Annotated in this window: 28 protein-coding genes, 1 other RNA gene and 1 pseudogene; 16 read left to right on the plus strand and 14 right to left on the minus strand. The window is 65.1% G+C overall.

Going from position 1 to position 23121, the window contains the following annotated elements; genetic code table 11:
- Positions 1-26 precede the first annotated feature (26 nt).
- Positions 27-182 (minus strand): annotated as a pseudogene (locus BES08_RS33865) (CaiB/BaiF CoA transferase family protein); the annotation flags it as partial.
- Here BES08_RS33865 and BES08_RS01480 point away from each other — a divergent pair.
- Positions 145-585: an SDR family NAD(P)-dependent oxidoreductase gene (locus BES08_RS01480; protein ID WP_231958127.1), complete on the plus strand. Its 441-nt coding sequence runs from the start codon at positions 145-147 to the stop codon at positions 583-585. The pseudogene BES08_RS33865 and the gene BES08_RS01480 overlap by 38 nt on opposite strands.
- Positions 586-762: 177 nt before the next feature.
- On the opposite strand, the gene BES08_RS01485 is transcribed toward BES08_RS01480, so the two are convergent.
- From BES08_RS01485 to BES08_RS01495, 3 genes are all read right to left on the minus strand, one after another.
- Positions 763-1557, minus strand: a complete 795-nt coding sequence (locus BES08_RS01485; RefSeq protein ID WP_069707508.1) for an alpha/beta fold hydrolase — start codon at positions 1555-1557, stop codon at positions 763-765.
- 102 nt (positions 1558-1659) lie between these two features.
- A complete protein-coding gene (locus BES08_RS01490; RefSeq protein ID WP_036522578.1) occupies positions 1660-2412 on the minus strand; it encodes an SDR family NAD(P)-dependent oxidoreductase in 753 nt (250 codons plus the stop codon).
- Positions 2413-2525: 113 nt separating this feature from the next.
- Positions 2526-3017: a flavin reductase family protein gene (locus tag BES08_RS01495; protein ID WP_036523302.1), complete on the minus strand. Its 492-nt coding sequence runs from the start codon at positions 3015-3017 to the stop codon at positions 2526-2528.
- A 391-nt stretch (positions 3018-3408) separates the two neighbouring features.
- Between BES08_RS01495 and BES08_RS01500 the strand changes: the two genes are divergently transcribed.
- The 6 genes from BES08_RS01500 to mmsB all read left to right on the plus strand — a co-directional run bounded on the left by BES08_RS01500 (position 3409) and on the right by mmsB (position 9423).
- Positions 3409-4833, plus strand: coding sequence for an aldehyde dehydrogenase family protein (locus BES08_RS01500; protein ID WP_069709111.1), 1425 nt, complete (start codon positions 3409-3411; stop codon positions 4831-4833).
- Between the two features lie 74 nt (positions 4834-4907).
- The gene (locus BES08_RS01505) at positions 4908-5405 is read left to right on the plus strand and encodes a hypothetical protein (protein ID WP_069707509.1); all 498 of its coding nucleotides are present in this window, start codon (positions 4908-4910) and stop codon (positions 5403-5405) included.
- A 46-nt stretch (positions 5406-5451) separates the two neighbouring features.
- Entirely contained in the window at positions 5452-6594 is a 1143-nt protein-coding gene (locus BES08_RS01510) for an acyl-CoA dehydrogenase family protein (protein ID WP_036522582.1), read from the plus strand.
- 10 nt (positions 6595-6604) lie between these two features.
- Positions 6605-7648 (plus strand): enoyl-CoA hydratase/isomerase family protein, encoded by a 1044-nt coding sequence (locus tag BES08_RS01515; RefSeq protein WP_069707510.1) that lies wholly within the window; start codon positions 6605-6607, stop codon positions 7646-7648.
- Positions 7645-8430 (plus strand): enoyl-CoA hydratase-related protein, encoded by a 786-nt coding sequence (locus tag BES08_RS01520; protein ID WP_008830415.1) that lies wholly within the window; start codon positions 7645-7647, stop codon positions 8428-8430. Before BES08_RS01515 ends, BES08_RS01520 begins: the two co-directional genes overlap by 4 nt.
- 123 nt (positions 8431-8553) lie before the next feature.
- A complete protein-coding gene (gene mmsB, locus BES08_RS01525; protein ID WP_069707511.1) occupies positions 8554-9423 on the plus strand; it encodes a 3-hydroxyisobutyrate dehydrogenase in 870 nt (289 codons plus the stop codon).
- 89 nt (positions 9424-9512) lie between these two features.
- On the opposite strand, the gene BES08_RS01530 is transcribed toward mmsB, so the two are convergent.
- Genes BES08_RS01530 through BES08_RS01550 form a run of 5 tightly spaced genes read right to left on the minus strand, consistent with a single transcriptional unit; the run spans position 9513 to position 12408 of the window.
- Positions 9513-9749: a hypothetical protein gene (locus BES08_RS01530; RefSeq protein ID WP_036522589.1), complete on the minus strand. Its 237-nt coding sequence runs from the start codon at positions 9747-9749 to the stop codon at positions 9513-9515.
- A gap of 1 nt (position 9750) precedes the next feature.
- Positions 9751-10299, minus strand: coding sequence for an NUDIX hydrolase (locus BES08_RS01535; protein ID WP_375154512.1), 549 nt, complete (start codon positions 10297-10299; stop codon positions 9751-9753).
- Positions 10296-10979 carry a TPM domain-containing protein gene (locus tag BES08_RS01540; protein ID WP_069707512.1) on the minus strand — a complete coding sequence of 228 codons (684 nt, stop codon included), beginning with the start codon at positions 10977-10979 and terminating at the stop codon, positions 10296-10298. The genes BES08_RS01535 and BES08_RS01540 overlap by 4 nt, the downstream gene beginning before the upstream one ends.
- 3 nt (positions 10980-10982) lie before the next feature.
- Positions 10983-11801 (minus strand): TPM domain-containing protein, encoded by an 819-nt coding sequence (locus tag BES08_RS01545; RefSeq protein WP_069707513.1) that lies wholly within the window; start codon positions 11799-11801, stop codon positions 10983-10985.
- Positions 11802-11805: 4 nt separating this feature from the next.
- Complete coding sequence (locus tag BES08_RS01550; RefSeq protein WP_008830421.1) at positions 11806-12408, minus strand: LemA family protein; 603 nt, start codon at positions 12406-12408, stop codon at positions 11806-11808.
- Between the two features lie 200 nt (positions 12409-12608).
- On the opposite strand from BES08_RS01550, the gene mscL reads away from it, so the two are divergent.
- The 3 genes from mscL to BES08_RS01565 all read left to right on the plus strand — a co-directional run bounded on the left by mscL (position 12609) and on the right by BES08_RS01565 (position 14035).
- A complete protein-coding gene (gene mscL, locus BES08_RS01555; protein ID WP_069707514.1) occupies positions 12609-13073 on the plus strand; it encodes a large conductance mechanosensitive channel protein MscL in 465 nt (154 codons plus the stop codon).
- A 156-nt stretch (positions 13074-13229) separates the two neighbouring features.
- Positions 13230-13593, plus strand: a transfer-messenger RNA (tmRNA) gene (ssrA, locus tag BES08_RS01560).
- 91 nt (positions 13594-13684) lie between these two features.
- Positions 13685-14035 (plus strand): GFA family protein, encoded by a 351-nt coding sequence (locus BES08_RS01565; protein ID WP_069709113.1) that lies wholly within the window; start codon positions 13685-13687, stop codon positions 14033-14035.
- Between the two features lie 3 nt (positions 14036-14038).
- Here the strand turns inward: BES08_RS01565 and BES08_RS01570 are convergent, their stop codons facing one another.
- A complete protein-coding gene (locus BES08_RS01570) occupies positions 14039-14314 on the minus strand; it encodes a hypothetical protein (RefSeq protein WP_069709114.1) in 276 nt (91 codons plus the stop codon).
- Between the two features lie 311 nt (positions 14315-14625).
- On the opposite strand from BES08_RS01570, the gene BES08_RS01575 reads away from it, so the two are divergent.
- Entirely contained in the window at positions 14626-16731 is a 2106-nt protein-coding gene (locus BES08_RS01575) for a malate synthase G (RefSeq protein WP_069707515.1), read from the plus strand.
- A gap of 110 nt (positions 16732-16841) precedes the next feature.
- Complete coding sequence (locus BES08_RS01580; protein ID WP_008830426.1) at positions 16842-17192, plus strand: hypothetical protein; 351 nt, start codon at positions 16842-16844, stop codon at positions 17190-17192.
- Positions 17193-17238: 46 nt separating this feature from the next.
- Here the strand turns inward: BES08_RS01580 and BES08_RS01585 are convergent, their stop codons facing one another.
- Positions 17239-17625 (minus strand): winged helix-turn-helix transcriptional regulator, encoded by a 387-nt coding sequence (locus tag BES08_RS01585; RefSeq protein ID WP_069707516.1) that lies wholly within the window; start codon positions 17623-17625, stop codon positions 17239-17241.
- 99 nt (positions 17626-17724) lie between these two features.
- On the opposite strand from BES08_RS01585, the gene BES08_RS01590 reads away from it, so the two are divergent.
- Entirely contained in the window at positions 17725-18498 is a 774-nt protein-coding gene (locus tag BES08_RS01590; RefSeq protein ID WP_069707517.1) for an SDR family oxidoreductase, read from the plus strand.
- A 41-nt stretch (positions 18499-18539) separates the two neighbouring features.
- On the opposite strand, the gene BES08_RS01595 is transcribed toward BES08_RS01590, so the two are convergent.
- From BES08_RS01595 to BES08_RS01605, 3 genes are all read right to left on the minus strand, one after another.
- Positions 18540-18983 carry a nuclear transport factor 2 family protein gene (locus BES08_RS01595; protein WP_069707518.1) on the minus strand — a complete coding sequence of 148 codons (444 nt, stop codon included), beginning with the start codon at positions 18981-18983 and terminating at the stop codon, positions 18540-18542.
- Between the two features lie 13 nt (positions 18984-18996).
- Positions 18997-19683, minus strand: coding sequence for an SDR family NAD(P)-dependent oxidoreductase (locus BES08_RS01600; protein ID WP_069707519.1), 687 nt, complete (start codon positions 19681-19683; stop codon positions 18997-18999).
- A gap of 167 nt (positions 19684-19850) precedes the next feature.
- Positions 19851-20558, minus strand: coding sequence for a TetR/AcrR family transcriptional regulator (locus tag BES08_RS01605; protein WP_069707520.1), 708 nt, complete (start codon positions 20556-20558; stop codon positions 19851-19853).
- A 244-nt stretch (positions 20559-20802) separates the two neighbouring features.
- Between BES08_RS01605 and BES08_RS01610 the strand changes: the two genes are divergently transcribed.
- From BES08_RS01610 to BES08_RS01620, 3 genes are read left to right on the plus strand one after another with little or no spacing between them, the layout of a single operon-like run.
- Positions 20803-21345, plus strand: coding sequence for a nuclear transport factor 2 family protein (locus BES08_RS01610; protein WP_069707521.1), 543 nt, complete (start codon positions 20803-20805; stop codon positions 21343-21345).
- A gap of 28 nt (positions 21346-21373) precedes the next feature.
- Entirely contained in the window at positions 21374-22699 is a 1326-nt protein-coding gene (locus tag BES08_RS01615; RefSeq protein ID WP_069707522.1) for an aromatic ring-hydroxylating oxygenase subunit alpha, read from the plus strand.
- Positions 22696-23115 (plus strand): nuclear transport factor 2 family protein, encoded by a 420-nt coding sequence (locus tag BES08_RS01620; RefSeq protein WP_069707523.1) that lies wholly within the window; start codon positions 22696-22698, stop codon positions 23113-23115. The genes BES08_RS01615 and BES08_RS01620 overlap by 4 nt, the downstream gene beginning before the upstream one ends.
- Positions 23116-23121 lie beyond the last annotated feature (6 nt).

A 23121-nucleotide genomic window follows, 5' to 3' on the forward strand; every position in this document is an offset into this window, starting at 1 on the left:
TCCACGGCGGACAGATCGATGAACCGGCCCTCACCGGTGCTTTCGCGGTGATGAAGCGCCGCCACGCAGGCGAGCGCCGCGCAGGCGCCTGCGGTGGAATCGCCGTAGCGGATGTTGTCGATCAGGATGTCGGCCGTGGCGACCATGCGCTTGACGAGGTCGAGGCCCTCGGCGGTCTTCATATCGACCCGCCCCTGGCTGAACTTCCTCGACGACGAACTGTCCGACTTCGACCGGGTGATGCGCGTCAACGTGCTGGGGCCGATGCTGGGGACGCGCAATGCGGCGCGGGTGAGGCGCAGGCAAGGGCGGGGCGGGGTGATCCTCAGCAACGCGTCGATCGCGGGGACGCTGGCGGGCATGGGGATGATGACCTACCGGGCTTCCAAGGCGGCGCTGATCCAGTTCGCCAAGTCCTCGGCCATCGACCTTGCACGGCATGGCATCCGGCTGAACTGCCTGGTGCCGGGACATGTGCGCACCGGGCTGTCCTCGTTCGGGCAGGCGGGCCCCGACACCGCGCTGGCGGCGGGGATCGAGGAGGGGGTGAACGCGGTCTACCTCTCCAACCAGCTCATCAAGTGACGGGGAGAGCCCGAGGACGCGGCCCAAGTCGCGCTGTTCCTCGCCAGCGACCGCGCGGCACATGACCGGCGCGGCGATCCCGGTGGAGGGCGGGGTGACCGTGGGCGATCCGGTCAACCATTTGCAGGATATTCTCGATGCGCGCGCGGCGGCGATGATGGTGGAGGATGCACCGGTCTAGCCGAGGAACCGCTCTATCTCGGCCGCGATCGTCCCGGGCATTTCGAGGTTGAGCATGTGCCCCGCCGCTTCATGGTCTATGCGGATGACGCGCTGTCCCATCGCGGCGATGGCCTGGGCGATCATGCGGAAGTCGGCGGTGTCGCACCCGCCGGTCAGCAGCAGGGCCGGCATCGCGAGCTGGCCCAGCCGCTCGCTGTCGGGGAGGGCGGGGCGCTGGGCGTCCTGCACCCACTGGCGGCCGTGGAAAGCCTCGATCGAGGCGCGCATGGCGGCTGCGGCGGTGGTTTCCCGCACCGCGTCGAACAGCGGGTGCTCCCACCACAGCGCGCGTGCCTGCGCCATGTCGCCCGCGCGGGCGGCGCGGCCGATCGCCTTCCAGCGCTCGACCCAGTCGGTGGTCCAGGTCCAGCCGACTATCAGGGGGCTCACCAGAACGAGCCGCCGCACCCGCTCCGGGTGGTCGAGCGCGAAATTCAGTACCGTCGCGCCGCCCAGCGACATGCCGCACAAGTCCGCCTCGGCGATCCCCAGCGCATCGAGCACGGCGAGGAGGTCGTCGGCATGCGAATAAGCCGAGTCGTCAATGTCGGTGCCAATGTCGGAGTCGCCGAAGCCGCGCTGATCGTAGACGATCAACGGGCGCGGCACGGTGAGGGCGGCGACCAGCGGGTCCCAGTCGCGCCGCGATCCGCCGAAGCCGTGTGCCAGTACCAGCGGCGTTCCGGGGGCGTCGCGGCGCTCGCCACTGAGGACGGCGCCGCCCACGGGGATGCGGAATTGCGAGGTCATGCCAAGACCTTAAAGCGCGGCGCGCCGGGATGAAAGCACCCGTCGCAGCTCTCGTCTAATGGCCGTCGCCGGTCCCGGGGCAAGCCCGGGACCCAGGATGGCTCAGGCCGAACCCATGTAGCGGCCGCCGTTGGTGCTGATCGTCTGCCCGGTCATGTAGCCCGCTTCATCGGAAGCGAGGAACGCCGCCGCCGCCGCGATGTCCGCCACCTGGCCGAGCCGCCCGACCGGCAGCGAGGCGCCATAGGCATCCGCGTCGATCGGCGCGCCGCGCAGCATGGGGGTGTCGATCGAGCCGGGGGGGATCATGTTGGCGGTGATCCCGGTCTTGCCCAGTTCCATTGCCAGCGCCTTGGTCAGCCCCAGCAGCCCGCCCTTCGAGGCGACGTAATGGCTCTGCGCGAACGAACCCGACTGCGTGGAAGAGGAGGTGATGTTGATGATCCGCCCCCAGCTGGCGGCCAGCATGTCCGGCACGATCTCCCGGGTCACTAGCCAGGGACCCTTGAGGTTGATGCGGATAACCTTGTCGAATTCCTCTTCCGGCACGTCCATGAACGGCGTGAACGGTGCGATGCCGGCGTTGTTGACGAGGATGGTGATGGCGCCGAACTTCGCGCGGGTCTCGTCGGCAGCAGCCTTGATCGCGGCCTTGTCCGAGCAGTCGACGGTGATGGCCAGCGCCTTGCCGCCCGCCGCCTCGATCTGCTTCACCGTCTCTGCCGCGCCTTCGGGGTTGAGGTCCCACACCGCAATGGCGGCCTTGTCCTCGGCCAGCCGCAGCGCGATGCCCCGGCCGATCCCCGAACCCGCGCCGGTGACGACGGCGACTTTGCCGTCAAGCGAACGTGTCATGTGCAATGCTCTCCCGGATCAATAATGCTGAACAGGTGAACAGCATATGTGCCGGGAGAGTCAAACCGCCGAAGCGATACGTCGCCCCGGAGCAAGTCCGGGACACGGGATTGTTACATCTTCTCCGCGAAGCTGCCGTAGCGGCCGCGATGGAACAGCATCGGCTCGTCCTCGCGCACGGTCTCCATGCGCAGCACCTGGCCCAGCACGAACCAGTGATCGCCCGCTTCGGTCACCGAGTAGAGCTTGCACTCGATCGCGGCGATGGAGTCGGCGATGACCGGCAGGTCATGGTCCGAGATGGCGTATTCGACGCCGACGAACTTGGCTTCGCCCTTGGCGGTGACGGCCTTGCAGACCGGCCCCTGGTCGCTGGCCATGACGTTCACGCAGAAGTGGCCGGCCTTCTCGATCAGCGGCCACGAGGTCGATGACTTGTCCGGGAAGAAGCCGACCAGCGGCGGGTCGAGCGATACCGAGGTGAAGCTGCCGACCACCATGCCGGCCGGCTTGCCTTCGTCCAGCGCGGTGATGACGCAGACGCCGGTGGGATAGGTGCCCAGGACCTTACGGAATTCCGCCGCATCGATGGTCGTCTCACTCACGCGCATGTCACCTTCGTCTGTTGTGCCGGCGGCGACCTTGCGCGCCGGGTGTTCGTCATATGGAACCGCAGTTAGCATTTCCGAACGGAAGCGCCATCGCGATATCGTGCATCCCTAGTGCCTGTAAGGCCTGTGCCGGGCAAGGGGGCACCGGTATTCATGGCGAAATCGTCCGGCGGGCGATCATTGCACGAACCGCGTCCTCAGATGCTGTTTTTGCAACCCGGCGTTTTAATCGCGCGATTAATTAAACTTGCTTCGCCCTGCTCAAAGGTGCAGGTGAGGAGTGTGTGGCGGATCGCCTACTCGTGAAGGCGAGGGACGATCCGGATGCCAGCGAAACGCGGGGCCTCGCCGGACACCTGCGCGCAAATTTTAAGGGAAGATGGACATGGCCACTGCCGAACTGATCGCCGAAACCCCCGTCGCCGCCGAAGTCGCCGAACTGGTCGCCCGTTCGCGCGCCGCGCAGGCGCAGATCGAAAACGCCACGCAGGAGCAGGTCGACACTTGGATCCGCGGCATGGTTTACGCCGTGTGCAAGCCCGGCATGGACGAGGAAATCGCCCGTGAGACCGTCGAGGAAACCCAGCTCGGCAACTACGAGGGCAAGTTCAAGAAGATTTCGGTCAAGACCCGCGCCACCCTCTACGACATCATCGACGACAAGTCGGTCGGCGTGATCGACGAGATCCCCGAGCGGAACATCGTCAAGCTGGCCAAGCCCGTCGGCGTGATCGGTGCGCTGTCGCCCTCGACCAACCCTGAGGCTACCCCGGTCATCAAGGCGATCAGCGCGGTCAAGGGCCGGAACTCGATCATCATCTGCCCGCACCCACGCGCGAAGTTCATCAACGCCAAGATCTGCAACCTGATGCGCGATGCACTGGTCAAGATGGGCGCGCCCGCCGACCTCGTGATCCCGATCGAGCAGCCCTCGGTCGAAAAGACCAACGAAGTCATGAAGCAGTGCGACCGCATCCTCGCCACCGGCGGCACGCCGATGGTGAAGGCGGCCTATTCATCGGGCACCCCGGCGCTGGGCGTGGGCGTGGGCAACGCGGTCATCACCGTCGACGACACCGCCGACCTCGATGACGCCGCCGCCAAGATCCTGCTGTCGAAGACGCTGGACTATGCCGCTTCGTGCTCGTCGGACAACGCGGTGATCCTGCTAGACGCGATCTACGACACCATGCTCGAAAAGCTGAAGGCCAAGGGCGGCTTCATCATCGAGGGTGAGAATAAGACCAAGCTGCAGAACGCGATCTGGGAAGACGGCGAGCACATCAACGCCAAGGTCGTCGCCCAGTCGGCCAAGTTCATCGCCGATTATGCCGGCTTCGCGATCCCCGAAGGCACTGCCTTCTTCATCGTGCCCGAAACCGGCTACGGCCCGGACTACAAGTTCTCGGGCGAGAAGATGACCGTCACCATGGCGCTCTACCGCGCGAAGGACATCGACGAGGCGATCCGCCTGACCAACGCCATCCAGGGCTACCAGGGCCAGGGCCATTCCTGCGGCATCTATTCGCAGAGCGACGCCAACATCATGAAGTTGGCCGAGGGCACCAAGACCAGCCGCGTGATGGTGAACCAGCCGCAGTCGGCCTCGAACTCGGGCAACGTGTGGAACGGCATGCGCCAGACCTTCTCGCTGGGCTGCGGTTCGTGGGGCGGCAACGGCACCAACAACAACGTGACGTGGCGCGATCTCATCAACGAGACCTGGGTGTCGAAGCCGCTGGCGCAGCACAAGGTGATCCCGTCGGACGAAGCGCTGTTCGGCAAGGATATCATCGCACTGGTGGGCTGATCTTCGTGCGGCAACCGGGTAGAGGGGTGGAGCGTTCCACACCTTTTATCCGGTTCCGTGGATGGAGATGACCGATGACCCGCACGCTTCCCTTTCTCGCCTTGACCGCCGCGCTGGCGCTGGGTGCCTGCTCGAAAGAGCCCGCGACGCCCGCCACCTCGGCGGCGCCGACCGAGACCGAGGAAGTGTTCCAGGAATCGCCCGCCCCGGTCGAGGCGAGCGAAGCGGGGCTCGATGCCGGCGGCGGCGCGAGCGCATCGGAAATCCCCGAGACGATCCGCGGCCGCTGGGGCCTCGTCCCGGCCGACTGCACCAGTACGAAGGGCGATGCGAAGGGCCTGCTCGAAGTCTCGGCCGACCAGCTCAAGTTCTACGAGTCGGTGGCGAAGCTGGGCGAAATCAAGGAAGCCGGCGAAAGCCGCATCCGGGGCACCTTCGACTACACCGGCGAAGGCCAGAGCTGGACCAACGACGTCGTGCTCGACGTGGCTGAGGACGGCAAGATGATGATCCGGCGGGACTACGGCAAGGACGCGATGCCGGGACCGCTCACATACACCCGCTGCGGTTGACAGCGCCCATGACGAAACAGGGCCCCATGGCCAAACAGGAATCACGATGACCGAACAGTTTGGCCTCACCGAAGACCAGCTCGCGATCCAGGAAACGGCGCAGCGGTTCACCGCCGACCGGATCACCCCCTTCGCGGCGGAGTGGGACGAGCAGCATCACTATCCCGTCGACGTCTGGAAGGCCGCGGGCGAACTGGGCTTCGGCGCGATCTACGTGTCCGAGGAAAGCGGCGGCATCGGCCTTGGCCGTCTCGACGCGGCGCTCATCATGGAGGCCATGTCCTACGGCTGCCCGGCGACCAGCGCCTATATCTCGATCCACAACATGGGCGCGTGGATGATCGACAAATTCGGCGACCAGCAGCTCAAGGACCGCTACCTGCCAGACCTCGTGTCGATGGAGAAGATCGCGTCCTACTGCCTGACCGAACCCGGCTCGGGATCGGACGCGGCGGCGCTCAAGACGACGGCGCGGCTGGATGGCGACCACTACGTCCTCAACGGCACCAAGCAGTTCATCTCGGGCGGCGGCGTCAACGACGTCTACGTCGTCATGGCCCGCACCGGCGAGCACAAGTCGCGCGGCATCTCCTGCTTCGTGGTCGACAAGGACACCCCCGGCGTCAGCTTCGGTGCGCCGGAGAAGAAGCTGGGGTGGAACAGCTCGCCCACCGCGCAGGTCGTCTTCGAAGACGCGCGCATCCCGGCCGAGAACCGCGTCGGCGCCGAGGGTGACGGCTTCAAGTTCGCGATGGCGGGCCTCGACGGCGGCCGCCTCAACATCGGCGCCTGCTCGCTCGGCGGAGCGCAGCGCTGCCTCGACGAGGCGGTGCAGTATGCCAAGGACCGCAAGCAGTTCGACCAGCCGATCGCCGAGTTCCAGAACACCCAGTTCCGCCTCGCCGACATGGCCGCCGAACTGGAGGCCGCCCGCGCGCTGCTCTACCTCGCCGCCGCCAAGGTGACGGCGGGAGCGCCCGACAAGACGCGCTTCTCCGCCATGGCCAAGCTGATCGCCACCGACACCGGCTCCTCGGTGGTGGACCGCGCGCTGCAGATCTTCGGCGGCTACGGCTACCTCAAGGACTATCCGATCGAGCGCTTCTGGCGCGACTTGCGCGTCCATCGCATCCTCGAAGGCACCAACGAGGTCATGCGCATGATCGTCGGCCGCGAACTGGTCAAGTAAGGGGGCCTTCATGACTGACGAAGTGCTGTTCCGGCGCGAAGGCGTCGCAGGCGTCATATCGCTCAACCGCCCCAAGGCAATCCATGCGCTGACGCTCACCATGTGCGAGGCGATGAGCGCGCAGCTGACCGCGTGGGCCACCGACGACGCGGTGGAAGTCGTGCTGATCGACCACGCCGAAGGGCGCGGGTTCTGCTCGGGCGGCGACATCAACCTGCTGCGCCATTCCGCGCTTAACGACGGCGGCGTGGAGGGACGCAGGTTCTTCTTCGAGGAATACCGCCTCAACCACCAGCTGTTCACGTACGACAAGCCGATCGTCGCCTTCATGGACGGCATCACCATGGGCGGCGGCGTCGGCATCTCGCAGCCCGCGAAGTACCGCGTGGCGACCGAGAACACCCGCTACGCCATGCCCGAAACCGGTATCGGCCTGTTCCCCGACGTCGGCGGCGGCTGGTATCTCTCGCGCCTAGATGGTCGCGTTGGCCAGTTCCTGGCGCTGACCGGCGCGCGCTTCGACGGCGCGGAATGCCTTTGGGCTGGCCTTTCCACCCATTACCTTCCCTCCGAAGCGCTGGCCGAGGCCAAGAGCCGGATCGCTGCGGGCGACGAGATCGGCGGCGTCCTCGCCGCGCTCTCGGTCAAGGCGCCGGAACCCAAGGTCGCCGCCAACGCCGGTGCGATCCGCAAGCACTTCGTCTTCGACACGCTGGAACAGGTGCTGGCCTCGCTGGAAAGCGATGGCGGCGAATGGGCGGTGAAGGAACTCGCGAGCCTGCGCACCAAGAGCCCGCAGGCCTGCAAGGTCTCGCTGCGCCAGCTCGAAGCCTCGCTGGGGCTGGAGACGTTCGCGCAGAACATGGCCATGGAATACCGCCTCGGCGCCCGCGTGCTGGTCCTGCCGGACTTTGCGGAAGGGGTGCGCGCGGTCATCGTCGACAAGGACCAGAATCCGCAATGGAACCCGGCTACGCCCGAAGGCGTGACCGAAGAGATGCTGGACGCGATCTTCGCGCCCCTTTCCCCCGAAGAGGAATGGAAGCCCCTATGAGCACGTACGAAACGATCCTGGTCGAGCAGAAGGGCGGCGTCACGCTCATCACGCTCAACCGTCCGCAGGCACTCAACGCGCTGAATTCGAAGGTTCTGGCCGATCTGATCGCGGCCTTCGCCGCCTTCGAGGCAGACCCGTCGCAGGGCTGCGCGGTCATCACCGGTTCGGGCGAGAAGGCCTTCGCGGCTGGCGCCGACATCAAGGAGATGTCGGACAAGCCCAGCGCCGAGTTCTATTCGGAGGACTTCTTCGCTGGCTGGACCAGCCAGATCGTCAAGACCACCCGCAAGCCCTGGATCGCGGCCGTCAACGGTTTCGCGCTGGGTGGCGGATGCGAACTGGCGATGATGGCGGACTTCATCATCGCCTCGGAAAACGCGAAGTTCGGCCAGCCCGAGATCAAGCTCGGCGTCGCGCCGGGCATGGGCGGCTCGCAGCGCCTGACCCGCGCCGTCGGCAAGTCGAAGGCCATGGACATGTGCCTCACCGGCCGCATGATGGATGCTGCGGAGGCGGAGCGCTCGGGTCTCGTCAGCCAAGTCGTACCGCTCGCCGACCTGCTGGAGACGGCGCTGAAGTCGGCCGCGACGATCGCCGCGATGCCGCCGCTCGCCGCGACCATGAACAAGGAAATGGTCAACCTCGCCTTCGAGACCACGCTCGACACCGGCCTCGTGCTGGAGCGCCGCATGTTCCAGGTGCTCACCGCGACCGAGGACAAGGCCGAAGGCATGGCCGCCTTCGTCGAGAAGCGCCCCGGGGTGTGGAAGGGCAAGTAACGTCGCATTCCCCTCCCGCTTGCGGGAGGGGGCAGGGGTGGGCCTGATTTAGACAGGTCCACCATTAGTTTCGGGAGAAGGCCCACCCCCGGCCCCTCCCGCAAGCGGGAGGGGAGATATTCCATGAAGATCGCATTCATCGGCCTGGGCAATATGGGCGGCGGCATGGCCGCAAACCTCGTCAAGGCGGGCCACGAAGTCCACGCCTTCGACTTGTCCGCCGACGCGCTGGCCAAGGCGGCCGAGAACGGCTGCGCCACCTATACCGCCGTCCCCGACGCGGTGAAGGACGCCGAAGCCGTCGTCACGATGCTGCCCAACGGCGGCATCGTGAAGGCGGTCTACACTGCCGACGTGATCGGCAAGGCCCCGGCGGGCGCGCTGTTCCTGGACTGCTCGACCATCGACCTCGCCACGGCGCGCGAAGTGGCCGAGCTGGCGACGGCGGCGGGCTACGAGATGGTCGATGCCCCGGTCTCGGGCGGCATCGCGGCGGCCAACGGCGGCACGCTTACTTTCATGGTGGGCGGTCCGGCACCCACGTTCGAGAAGGCGAAAGTCGTGCTCGAACCGATGGCCAAAGCCGTCATTCTCGCGGGCGAGAGCGGCGCGGGGCAGGTTGCCAAGATGTGCAACAACATGCTGCTCGCGGTCCACATGATCGGCACCTGCGAGGCGCTGGCGCTGGCCGAGAAGGCGGGCCTCGATCCGCAGAAGTTCTACGAGATCAGCTCGAAGTCCACCGGCTACTGCTGGTCGCTCAACGACTATACCCCGGCACCGGGCGTCGGCGCGGCCAGCCCGGCGGACAATGGCTATGCGGGCGGTTTCGCCTCGGCGCTGATGCTTAAGGATCTGCGTCTCGCCATGGGCGGCGCTGAGACGGCGGGCGCCACCGTGCCGATGGGCGAGCACGCGACGAAGATCTACGAAGCCTTCGTCGAGGCCGGCAACGGCGGCAAGGACTTCGGCGCGATCTTCACGACGCTGTAAGTAAAATTCTTCCCCGAGCTTGTCTCGGGCAGGGAAACCGCCCGCGCAGCGGGTGGTGGAGGGCGCGAGTTCCGGAAATTCCCCCTCCGTCAGCCCTCCGGGCTGCCACCTCCCCGAGACAAGCTCGGGGAGGAATTACTCGATCGCCTCTCCAGTTCGAACTTCGGCAGCTTCATGCCCTTGGTCCGGCTGGTCAGGTGATACCTGCGACACAGCCCGCACTTGTACGGACGCAGCGGGAAGGGTGCCCGCGCGGCGACTTCCAGCGCCTCGGCTTCGCTGGCGTAGCGCGCCTTGCGCTGGCAGACGCCGGGGTTGGTGCGCATGTCAGCCGAGGATGGACGGGCCGAGCAGCGTGAGCATCTTCACGTCGATCGCGTATCCCTCGCCGCGCCACGTTTCGAGCGCCTGTGCAAGCCCCGAACGCGGCACGCGGTGCACCACGATGTCCTCGCTGTCGACGCCGCCGCCTTCGCCGACCTTCACCAGATCGTGCGCGCGGAACAGCGTGAAGCTTTCGGAGACCATGCCGGGCGAAGAGTAGAACTCGCCGAGGTTCTCGATGCGGCCTGCGTGGTAGCCGGTTTCCTCCTCCAGTTCGCGCGCGGCGGCGGTGGCGGCGTGCTCATCGGCCTTATCGTCATCGTCGCCGACGAGCCCTGCGGGCAGTTCGATGCAGCGCTTGCCGAGCGGCACGCGGTACTGGTCGACGAGGATGACGTGGTCTTCCGGGTCGATCGCCAGGATCACCGCCGCGCGGATGCCGCGCGCGCGGCCGACGTATTCCCAGCGGCCCTTCTTCTTCACGGTGATGAAGCGGCCTTCCCACATCGTCTCGACGGGGTGATCGGCATCGTAATGATCCGGCATGCTCATAATTCGATGGTTCCGTCGGGCAGTTCGTTGACGTCGTCCGGCAGGCGCGGGACGTGCAAGGAGAGGATCGCGCCGACTTTGGCGACGCCGGCGATCATGGCGTCGGCGGTGCGGCCCTCGCGCAGTTCGCCCAGCATCGCGGCGATGGCGTCGGCCCAGGTGCCGGGCTCTACTTTGCTGGCGATGGCCTCGTCGGCGAGGATCTCGACGCGGTGTTCGCGCATCGAGATGTAGATGAGGATGCCGGTGCGCCCGGTGGTGCGCCGCTCCGCGCTCATGCGGAAGGCGCGGGTGGCCTGGCCGTGGACGCGGGTGGTGCGGATGGGCGCCGGGATCAGGAAGAACTTGAGCGGCTGCCACAGCTGCAGCAGCGTCATCCCCGCGAACTTGATCGTCGCCACGCCCAGCGCCAGCGAGAGGATCATTCCGGGCGACCACTCATGGCCCCAGTCGGCGATCAGTGCGTCGTAGAGACCCATGTAGAAATCAGGCGCGATCGCCAGCGCGGAGAGGGCCAGGAACGCCACGAAGGCCGACCACGCCAGCGCGACGTCGGTGTAGCCGTCCGATCGGTCGGTCAGCATCGTGACGATCTCGCCTGAACTGAGCAGTTCGGCCTCGGCCACCGCGGCGCGGATGCGCTCGTGGTCCTCGGGGGTGAGGTATTTGGGTCTTGCCATGGCCTACCAGTCCCCGCTCGCGCCGCCGCCGCCGAAATCGCCGCCGCCTCCGGAGAAGCCGCCGCCGTCTCCGCCGCCCCAGCCACCGCCGCCACCCCAACTGCTACCGCCGGAATTGGTGGGGAACCAGATGATCGGTGTGTCGATGCTGCCGTAGCGGCTGCGCCGTCCGCCGCGGCTGGCCGCGCGCATGATCGGCAGGACGAAGAAGAAGATCACGAAGAGGATGAAGATGACCGTGCCGGGCGAGATGTCGTCGCCCTGATCGGCGCGCGCCTTGTCGGCCTGGGCGGCGATCTTCTGCGCCTCTTCGGGGGGCAGGGTCAGTTGCCTGATGATGGCGTCGGTGCCTGCCTCGATCCCGCCGGGGTAATCGTTGGCCTTGAAGCGGGGGAGGATCTGCTGGTTGATGATGAGGAAGCTCATCCCGTCGGTCAGTGTGCCTTCGAGGCCGTAGCCGACCTCGATGCGCACCTTGCGCTCGTTGGGTGCGACGATGAGGATGGCGCCGTTGTTGTCACCCTTCTGCCCGATCCCCCAGGCGCGGCCGAGTTGGTAGCCGTAGTCGGAAATCTCGTAGCCATTGAGCGAAGGGATCGTCGCCACCACCAGCTGGCGGTGCGACTGCTTCTCCAGCGCCTCCAGCTTTTGCGTCAGTTGCGCTTCCTCGGCGTCGGGGATGATGTTCGCGGCATCGACGACGCGCCCCGTGAGTTTGGGGAACTGCAGTTGCGCGGCCTGCGCCCATGCGCTGCCAGCCCCCGAAACGAGGGCCAGCAGGCACAGAAGCGCGGCCAGCGAGACGGCCCGGATGCGGGCCATCGGATCAGAGCTTTCCTTCGAGGCTCGGGGCGGCTTCGGCGCCGGGCGTAACGGCCTTGTAGGGCACCAGCGGATCGGCTCCGCGCAGGCGCGCGCCGATCATCGAGGGGAAAGTGCGGACTTCGGTGTTGTAGTCCTGAACCGCGCCGTTGTAGTCGCGGATGGCGACGCGGATGCGGTTTTCTTGACCCTCGAGCTGGCTCTGCAGCATCTGGTAGTTGGTGCTGGACTTGATGTCCGGATAGGCTTCCACGCTGGCGAGCAGGCGGCCGATGCCGGCGCCAAGGTTGGCTTGCGCCTGCTGGAACTGCTCCATCTTCTTCGGGTCGCCGAGGTCGTCGGCGCTGATCTGCACCGAGGTGGCCTTGGCGCGGGCCTCGGTCACGCCGACGAGGATCGACTTTTCCTGCTCGGCCGCACCCTTGGCGACGGCGGCAAGGTTGGGAACGAGGTTCGAGCGTTCCTGGAAAGCGGCCTCGACATCGGCCCATTTGGCCTTGGCAGCCTCCTGCTTGGTAGGCACCGAGTTGAAACCACAAGCGGACAGCGAAAGCGCGGCCGCGAGAACCAGACCGGTCTTTGCCGAGCGGGCGTTGAAGAGCGTCATCGGACTTCGTTCCTCCACTGCGCGCCGGGCGAACCGGCGGCTTCCACGGGATAGATAGCGCTCCGCGATGGCGGATCAAGGACGCCGGGCGGGCTCGGTGGAAACCCGGTCGGTTAACAAACGTTTGAGGGGCCGGGTGGAGTGTGTCAAACAGCACTCAGATTTATTTCCATTTGGCCGGCAGAAGGGGAACCAGGCGCATGGCAATCGTAGACGAATTCAAGAAGTTCATTGCACGCGGCAACGTGCTGGACCTCGCAGTCGGTGTGATGATCGGTGCTGCCTTCGGCAAGATCGTGTCGTCACTGAACGAGAACATGATCATGCCGGTAATCGGCTGGCTGTTCGGCAGCATCGATTTCTCGAAGTATTTCTTCCAGCTGGGCGACGCACCGGCGGACTACAAGGGCAGCCTTACCGACTATGCCGCGCTGAAGGCGGCCGGCGTGCCGATGATCGGCTACGGCGAGTTCATCACCCAGGTGGTCAACTTCCTGATTATCGCCTTCGTGCTGTTCCTGCTGGTCCGTTCGGTCAACAAGATGATCGATTCGGTGAAGAAGCAGGAAGCCGAAGCCGCTGCAGCCGCTCCGGCACCGGAAGCCCCGGTTGATCCGCAACTGATCGCGCTGAAGGAAATCCTCGAGGAACTGCGCAAGAAGTAATCTGAAAATCCGCCGCAGGCGGATTTTTGCGGCACCGGCCCACGCCCCCACCCGACCACCCTTAGGGTACTATCGTTGGGTGGTCGGGTGGGGGCGTGGGCCGGTGCCGCAACGGGAATGCCCAGCATGGGCATTCCCCAAACAACTCATCCACTTTCACTTCACATTCAGGCGGGAGCCCCTATATGGGCTCCTGCCGGCCTCGGTCGGCTATGAGGATAAATTGCCCCGTGCAATAGACGCAGCGGACCCGGGGGCGGTACCCGGCGGCTCCACCATCACCCGTTTCCATACGGGAACAACCCTGTTGTCGCAGGGGTGATGACGGGGCCGAACTAGGATCGACGTGTGTTGAAAAGCGGTGTTTTCTTCCGGGCTGAGTAACCCGTTCAAGGCTCAAAACTCATAAGTGCCAACGACAACGAAGCACTTGCTCTCGCGGCGTAATTCTAGGGGCTAACGCCCTGAAGTTACAAAGTTAGAACACGGTTGGACCCACCGGGTAACAGAAGCGGATTCCGGGGGCTGGGGGCGAGCCTATCAACAGAATCGCCCCACCTCTCCGCTCCATGCCCGGCTTGCGGCCGCTTCACGGAAAGGATGGTTCGGCCATGACATTTTCAGGCAGCTGCCATTGCGGCAAGGTGACGTTCTCGGTCTCCGGAGAAATTCCTGCCGAGGCAATGAGTTGCAATTGCTCACATTGCCGCCGCAAGGGATTCCTCCTTGCCTTCGTCCCGCACGAGGCCCTGACGATCGGGAGCGGGGCGGATGATCTCGTCGAGTATCGCTTCAACCGGCACGTGATCGGGCACCAGTTCTGCCCGACCTGCGGGGTTGAGGCCTTTGCGCGAGGAGAGGGGCCCGACGGCGCGAAGATGGCGGCGATAAACTTGCGCTGCGTGCCGGACGCCGACCTTGACGCGCTGACGGTCAAAAAGATCGACGGGGCGAATTTCTGACAGTTACGCGGCCTTTCGCTCGACCCCATGGTCGGGAGAGGAGGCTTGTGCCTTCGCAAGCAGCGCGGCCTTCTCGAACTTGATGCAGTCGAGAATCTTGGCGCCGGCCATGAACACGGCGCCGGTGCAAGCCAGGAACAGGAGCTTGCCACCGAATCCGGGGAACCGGGTAAGGTACACACTGCCACGCTCCACCGCGCCCAGCGCGAGGGCGTAGATGATCATGTAGGCTTCCCAGTTGCTCTTGATCACGAACAGGCGACCGACTTTCCGGAGCATTTTCATCCCTTTGTTCTGGTCACAGTTCAGCAACGTTCGTGCCAACCGCGCGTTCCCGCCGAGTCTCGTGCTTAACGAAACCTTGAATGTAAGGGTTTCCGACGATTAATAAATCAGGACGGGCCCGTAAAAGGTGTCCCGCGTCGCAACCGACTGATGGATGACGATACTTTCGGCGCGGTTGCCAAGGCCGCGCGCATCGGCCATAGGGCTCACATCCTTCCCCAGGGCAGTTTTGGTATTTGACGAGAGCGTGGCACGATACCCGTGCGCGTTCCAAACCATTGCGAGGCCAAAGGGTGAAGATGGCAATGACTGACAGAGTTGATCGTTCGGGGCTGCAGGTCGATGCGGGGCTGGCGAAGTTCGTGGAGGAGCAGGTTCTGCCCCCGATCGGACAGGATGCTGCCGGCTTCTGGCAGGGCTTCGCGTCGCTCGTGGCCGAGTTTGCGCCGCGCAATCGCGCACTCCTCGACAAGCGCGATTCGCTTCAGGCCCGGATCGATGAGTGGCACCTTGCGCGTGCGGGCAAGCCGATCGACCAGGCCGAGTATCAGGCCTTCCTGCGCGAGATCGGCTATCTCGTGCCCGAACCGGCCGACTTCACCATCGGCACCCAGGGCGTCGATCCCGAAATCGCGACGATGGCCGGGCCGCAATTGGTCGTGCCCGTGCTCAACGCGCGCTTTCTGCTGAACGCCGCCAATGCTCGCTGGGGCAGCCTTTATGACGCCTGGTATGGCACCGATGCGCTCGACGCCGCGCCCGCGCAGGGGCCGGGCTACGACGCGGTGCGCGGCGCCGCAGTCATCGCGGCGGGTCGGGCGTTCCTCGACCGGGCGGTGCCGCTGAAGGCAGGCTCGTGGGCTGATCTGGCAGATGTCGATACAGTCGAAATCGCCGACGCGTCGCAGTTCATCGGTCGTACCGCCAAGGGCCTGCTGTTCGCCAACAACGGCCTCAACATCGAAGTCGTCGTCGATGCGGCCAGCCAGGTCGGCAGCACGGACAAGGCTGGCATCGCCGACATCGTCCTCGAAGCCGCGCTGACCACCATCGTCGATCTCGAGGATTCGGTCGCGGCGGTCGATGCCGAAGACAAGATCGCCGGCTATTCCAATTGGCTTGGCATCATCCGGGGCGACCTGACCGACACCTTCGAAAAAGGTGGCCGGACGCTCACGCGCGAACTGGCGGCCGACAAGACGGTGACGCTTGCGGATGGGGCCGAGAAGGCGCTGTCCGGCCGCTCGCTGCTGTTCGTGCGCAATGTTGGTCACCTCATGACCAACCCGGCGATCCTGCTGCCCGATGGCTCGGAAATCCCCGAGGGCGTCATGGACGCGGTGATCACCAGCGCAATCTCGACGCAGGACGTTCGGGGCCTCACGAAGTACGGCAACAGCCGCGAGGGCAGCATCTACATCGTCAAGCCCAAGATGCATGGGCCTGAGGAGTGCGCCTTCACCAACGCGTTGTTCGATGCGGTGGAGGACCTGCTGGGCCTCTCGCGCTACACCATCAAGGTCGGCGTCATGGACGAGGAGCGCCGGACGTCGGCGAACCTTGGTGCCTGCATCGAGGCGGTGAAGGACCGTATCGTTTTCATCAACACCGGCTTCCTCGACCGCACCGGCGACGAGATTCACACCTCGATGCATGCGGGTCCGATGATCCGCAAGGCCGCGATCAAGGGCTCGGCGTGGATCGCGGCCTACGAGAAGCGCAACGTCGCCATCGGCCTGCGCCATGGTCTTTCGGGCGTGGCGCAGATCGGCAAGGGGATGTGGGCGGCGCCCGACATGATGCGCGACATGATGGAGCAGAAGATCGGCCACCCGAAGACCGGCGCTAACACTGCCTGGGTGCCGTCGCCGACCGCTGCGACACTCCACGCGATGCATTATCACCAGGTCGATGTCTTCGGCCTGCGCGAAGGCATCGCCAATGAGGACATTCCCGGGCTCGACCTGCTACTGTTGGTGCCGCTGGCCGAAGGCACCAACTGGTCCGAGGAAGAGGTTCGCGAGGAACTCGACAACAATGCGCAAGGGTTGCTCGGCTATGTCGTGCGCTGGATCGACCAGGGCGTCGGCTGCTCCAAGGTGCCGGACATCAACGATGTCGGGCTGATGGAGGACCGCGCGACGCTGCGCATCTCCAGCCAGCACATGGCGAACTGGCTGCTGCACGGTGTCTGCTCGAAGGAGCAGGTCATGGAATCGCTCAAGCGCATGGCCGCCAAGGTCGATGCGCAGAATGCGGGCGATTCGCTCTATGAACCGATGGCGGGCAACTGGGACACCAGCATGGCCTTCCAGGCGGCCTGCGACCTCGTGTTCAAGGGCGTCGAGCAGCCGAGCGGCTATACCGAGCCGCTGCTGCATGCCTGGCGCCTTAAGAAGAAGGCGGCGTGATCCACGCTCCCGGCCCGCCGTGAAGGCGGGCCGGGATGTTAAAGGCGATTTAACTCCGTTTTAGGCATTCATCCCGTATACTCGGACCCGGTTCTTTGCAGGGAGCGGGCATGTTCATTCACCGTCAGCGGATGGAAACGCGCACGATGCTGGCCATCAAGGCCAACATCCGCATCGGTAGCCGCGTTGCCGAGGCGACGCTGGCCAATGCCTCTTCGCGCGGTGTGCTGGCGCTGGTCGATGCACCTCCGGCACGCGGCGTCGCGGTAGAGCTTGTCGTCGGCGATCAGGTGATCAAGGGACAGGTCCGCTGGCGCGCGCATGACCGCTGCGGCATCGCGCTCAAGGAAACCATCGACGTCGCCGAACTGATCGAGGGAAAGGCCGTCCCGGTCGTCTACGTCCCGGAGCGACTGGCCCGGCGCAGCGCGATGGAACTGCTGCGCAGCCTCCTGAATTAGAGCATTTTCTAAGCAGGGGGAATCACCTGATGACTCGGGAGCCGCTCTAACGCGCGTCGAATTCCTCGCGTGCTCTTTCCACGCGATCAAGGTTCGCTTCCGCCCACATCCATACGCCGCAGAAGGCCTCGGACAGCGTCTCGCCCAGCGGGGTTAGGGCATAGTCCACTCGCGGCGGGACTACGGGATGGACGGTGCGAGTCAGCATCCCGTCCCTCTCCATGCGGCGCAGCGTCTGGGTCAGCATCTTCTGGCTGATATCCGGCACGGCGCGGGCCAATTGGGTGAAGCGCTGCACGCCGTTTTCCTCGAGCACTTCGAGCAGGATCATCGTCCACTTGTCCGCTACACGCCCGATCAGCTCGGTGACGAGCGCTTCCACGCGCGGGTCGATGTGCTCGCAGTTCTTGTCGGGGGCGGGACGGGCGGCCATTGGGTCACTCTCTTTCGGGTAAGTATAAATCTTTTGGGTGCCTTCTTTCCGATAGAATGTGGAGTGCTAGATCGGAGGCGTCAACCAAGGAGTGTCCCCATGAAGACCACCGGAAACACCATCCTCATCACCGGCGGCGGCTCGGGCATCGGCGAGGCGCTGGCGCAGCGCTTCCACGATGCGGGTAACACCGTGATCGTCGCCGGGCGTCGCCTTGACGCGCTGGAAGCCGCCTGTGCGGGCCGCGAGAACATGCATGCGATCAGGCTCGACGTGGAAAGCGCCGCAGGCGTAGCTGCGTTCGCCGCAGAAGTGCTGGAGAAGTTCCCGGCGCTCAACGTGCTGGTCAACAATGCCGGCATCATGCGCTACGAGCGGCTGGACCGCGCCCGCGACTTGTCGGACGCCGAGGCGACGATCACCACCAACCTGCTCGGCCCGATCCGGCTCATCGACGCGCTGGTGGATCATCTCGTGGCCAGGGGCGACGGGACGATCGTCAACGTTACGTCGGGCTTGGCCTTCGTGCCGCTGCCGGGCACACCGACCTACAATGCGACCAAGGCTGCGATCCACAGCTACACGATGTCGCTTCGCGAGATGCTGCGCGGTAGCGTCGAGGTGATCGAACTTGCTCCTCCCGCCGTGCAGACCGACCTCACCCCCGGACAGAGCACGCGCGAAGGCTACCAACCGCTCGATGAATTCGCCGACGAGGTCATGGCGCTTTTTGCGCAGCAGCCAACGCCTGAGGAAGTGCTGGTCGAGCGCGTGAAGCCGCTGCGCTTCGCGGAAGTGCAGGGCACCATTGCGCAAGTCATGGCTCACATGAGCGCGATGACCCGCAAGATGTTCGAGCAGTTGGGGCTGTGAAGCCGTCGTCGTCCCGGGCTTGGCCCCGGGACGACGGGGCATCAATCCTCGCGCGCGTCGAAGGTCGTGTATTCGCGGCGGGTGAAGCGCCACTGGCCGTCCGCTTTCGCAAGTTCGTCCACGTAGCGGCCGCGAAGGCGCATGGTCTTGCCCGAGGCCGGGTCCTCGAAGATCTCCGAGGTATAGGAGATCGCCGAGGCCCGGTCGCCCTCGATGCGGATCTCGCCGGGGTGGGCCACGTAGACCATCGGCTTGGCGGCATTGCCGCCGAGGCCATAGTTCTTCATCGATTCCACCCAGGCGGAAACGATCGTTTCCTTGCCGGTGAAGCCGCCAAGGTCGGGAAATTCGGGCAAGGCCCAGTACGAATCCTCCGCCCAGGTCGAGGCCCATGTCTCGGCATCGCGGGTCATCACCGCGTGGGCATAAGTATCGAGCAATTCGCGGATGAGGATGCGGTCCTCCAGCGGTCCGGTGAATGCCATGGTCGGGGTCTCCTTACCAGGCGTGCTTTTCGCCGTTCCACTTGTAGAATTCGCCGGTCTCCTCGATCGCCCAGCCATCCGTCAGGGCCATGATCGAGGACGCGCTTTCCTGCGGGGAGATGTCGGCGCCGGGGCCGCTCATGTCGGTGGCGACGTAGCCGGGGTGAATGACGCCGACCACGATGCCGCGTTCCATCAGGTCGAACGCGACCGAGCGCATCATGCGGTTCAGACCTGCCTTGACCGCCGCGTAAGGCCAGTAGCCGCCGTAAGGCCAGGTCGATGCGCCGAGCTGGCTGGAGAAGTTGATGACCTTCGAACCGTCGTGCAGGCGCGGCAGGAAGGCGCTGAGCACGCGCAGCGGGCCTTTCAGCATGATCTCGATCGAATTGTCGAAGTCGTCCCAGTCGATCCCGTCAAACTGCGGTTCCGCCTTGCCGGTGACGCCGGCGACATTGTACAGCACGTCGACCGGTTCGCTGCCGGTATCCGCAGCGCCCGAGGCGACCGAGGCATTGTCGCCCACGTCCATCGCGTGGACCGTGATCCTGCCGTCCGAGGAGGCTGCCAGTTCGTTGAGCGCGGCCGCGCCCGAGGGATCGCGGGCGAGGGCATAGACCCGGTCGCCGCGCTCGGCATGCTGCTTGACGAGTTCGTACGCGATGCCGCGCGCTGCTCCGGTGATTGCCACTGTCGCCATCGGGATATCCTTTCCTTCGATGCCCGGTTTTCGGGATTCGTTATCGGGAGCAAGTCTGGAAGAGGGATCGCCGCAGCGACACCTGTGACTTTTGAGAGAAGCGCGGGTGCTGCGCCCCTTCGACAAGCTCAGGGTGAGCGGAGGTAGGGCTCTGTTCCCGATCCCGCTCAGGCTGAGCTTGTCGAAGCCCCCGCCGCATCCTCACTCAGCTTCTGCATCGTGCGTGCGGCGAAGCGGCGCAGGCGGTCGATCCGCGTGTCGTCGAAGATCGGCTTGTGCAGGAGCATCCCGGCATGCACCGCGCTGGTGAAGTCGTGCGCGAGCTTCAGGTTGTCCCAGTCCTCCCGCCATTGCGGGAAGGCCTCGATCATCTCGCTTGCCCAGATGGCGTCGTAGCGGCGCGCGGCGGGTTCGAAGATTGCCGCCAGTTCCGCGTCGGTGCGGGCCGCGACGGCCAGTTCGAGCCATGCCGCATAGTCCCGCGTCTGGACCGAGCGCCAGTGGGCATCGCAGGCCAGTTCGATCATCGGCTCGTCGGTGCGGCGCGAAACCGCGTCGAAGTAGTCGGCAAGGAACGTGCGCATCCGGTGGTAGACGACCTGATCGACGACGGCGGACACGAGTTCCATTCTGGTCTGGAAGTGATGGTGCATCGTCCCGCGCGACACCTCGCTGGCGCTCGCCACCGCGGCGGTGGTAAGGCCGGGGTAGCCGCTCTCCACGAGGCAGTCGATCGCTCCGGAAACCAGCCGCTCGCGCATCATCGCGCTCTTGCGTTGTTGCCACTTTTCGGGGACGCCATTCTCCGGCAGGCGGGCATGCAGTTCGGGCATGAGCGCGTTGAGCATCCGGTCCTGCAGTGCCTCGGCCTTCATCGTCCTTCCCCCGTATCCCTTTGTTTCCCTGCGCTATCAGCGGGTTCGCCCGAACCTATCCTAAGTCGCAGGTTAGCAGATGCGCCGGAGCGTAGCATAAAAACCGGCAGTTGAGCCGGTTTATTTATCGCCGGCCGCACTCAAGGCCAGAGGCGCGCAAGAAAACAGACGCGCCCTGTCCGGGAACGGGAGAGTGAAAGGCCATGCCCAGCGCACGCGAGCAATCTGTCCGGAGTCCTGCCTCTTGGACACTCTGACGACCACCCGCTTCGACCTCGAGGCTGAAGTCCGCGACCTCGCTGCGCGGCGCGACATCGCCGATGCGGCGGCGCGCTACATGCGCGGTCTCGACCGGCTGGAACCGGACCTGCAGCGCAGCGCCTTCCATGACGACGCCGTCGTCGACTGCGGCCTGATGAAGGGCAGCGCCGACGAATTCGTGGCCTTCGCGCAAGGCTTCCTCGCCGACATGAACGCCACGCACCACCTGCTCGGCCAGTCGCGCATCGCCGTCGACGGGGATGGCGCTACCGGCGAGTGGTACTTCCAGGCGTGGCACTCGGTTTCGAGCGAGGACGGGGGCGTGCGCGACCTGTTCATCTCGGGCCGCTACCTCGACACTTATGCCTGCCGCGACGGCGAATGGCGCATCGTCACCCGCACGTTGGTGACCGACTGGGTCAAGGACGATCCGGGCACCCTCGACTTCTTCGCCGCCAATCCGGAAGCCCCGCGCGGCGGCCGGGCCGGCACCGATCCCAGCCAGTCCAATTCTGGCCAACGATAACAGCGATAACCACAGGATACCTGAAGCCATGAACATCCATACCAAGGTTTCCCGCTACTCGCAGGAATTCGATCCGCCGGTGCGCGGCGATACCATCACCGCCGACCGCTACACCACTAAGGAGTGGATGGACGGCGAGATGAAGAACCTTTGGCCCAAGGTCTGGCACCTTGGCGGGTTGCTGGCGGAACTGGAGGAGCCGGGTGACATCATCCGCCACAACTTCGCCAAAGAATCCGTCATCATGGTCAAGCAGGAGGACGACTCGATCAAGGCGTTCTACAACTCCTGCCCGCACCGGGGTAACCGGCTCGTGCTGGGCGAGATGGCCAGCGTGCCGCGCATCGTCTGCGGCTATCACAACTGGACCTTCGACCTCGACGGCACCCTCGCCAAAGTGCAGGACCCCGACGATTTCGAAGGCGGCACGCCCTGCGGCAAGGTCCACCTTTCCGAACTGCGCTGCGAGACATGGGGCCCGTTCGTGTTCTGGTGCATGGACGACGACGTCGCCCCGCTGCACGAATGGCTCGAACCGTTCCCCGAGCGCCTTAAGGGCTACGGAATCGAGAACTGGGTGCGGGTGCTCAACGTCTCGGCCGATGCGGACTTCAACTGGAAGATCATCCGCGACAACTTCAACGAGAGCTATCACCTCCCGACGATCCACCCCGAACTGGCGACCTTCATCAACGACGGCCTGCCCGACACCCTGTTCGAGATGTACCCCTCGGGCCACAACTCGATGTGGATGAAGGGCCATCAGGCGACCACCCGCGTCGATTACCACACCTCCGAAGTGCCCGCTCCGCTGGGCGAGGCAGCGCGGGCGTGGGGCATCGATCCCGAGGAATACAACGGCCGCACGGGTGATCTGCGCGAAGCGATCATCGAGGCGAAGCGCCGCCTCGGTCCGGGCCGGGGCTACACCAATTACGACAACATGAGCGACCAGCAGCTGGTGGACTATTTCCACTGCACTCTGTTCCCCAACCTGACGCTCACCATGAGCCCCGAGCAGTTGCAGGTCCTGCGCACCGAGCCGCACCCGACCGATCCGGAAAAGTGCGTGTTCCAGCACTGGTGCCTCTATCCGCCGGTCGAGGGCATGAAGGAGGTCTTCACCCCGCTCGGCATGTTGCCGCTGCAGCATGACGCGGTGGCGCGCCATTCGGTTTACGGCGACGGCGTTTCGGTGGGCTACGTGGCCGATCAGGACCTGTCGATCGGCACCAGCCAGCAACAGGGCCTGAACTCCCGCGGGTTCAAGGGCTGCATCCTGCCGGGTCAGGAAAAGCGTATCCAGCGCTTCCACGAACTGCTCAACGATTACGTGAAGGGTGCGTCAGAATGATCGCCTGCCCCATCGAGGATCGTCTGGCGATCCAGGACCTGCTTGTGTCCTATGCCCATGCCGTCGACAGCCTGCATGACCTTAACGGCATCTGCGCCGTCTTCGTGGAGGACGCGGTGTTCGACCTGTCGGGCATCGGTTTTCCCAGCCTCAATGGACACGGCGAGATCCGCAAGTTCTTCGAGGACACCTTCACGGCGATGGCGGCTCACGCGCATTACCTGACGAACTTCGCGATCACCGCCTACGACGGCGATACCGCGTCGATCCGCGCCTATGTGATCGGCATGGGCAAGTACAAGGCGGGCGGCGGGATCACCGTCAACGGGCGCTACTACTTCGACGTCGTGCGCACGCCCGAGGGCTGGAAGGCCAAGCGCTACACGATGGATTTCCTGATCCCGATCGAGGGGTGACGTCGT

Origin of the sequence: Novosphingobium resinovorum (genome assembly GCF_001742225.1) — a bacterium.
GTDB lineage: Bacteria > Pseudomonadota > Alphaproteobacteria > Sphingomonadales > Sphingomonadaceae > Novosphingobium > Novosphingobium resinovorum_A.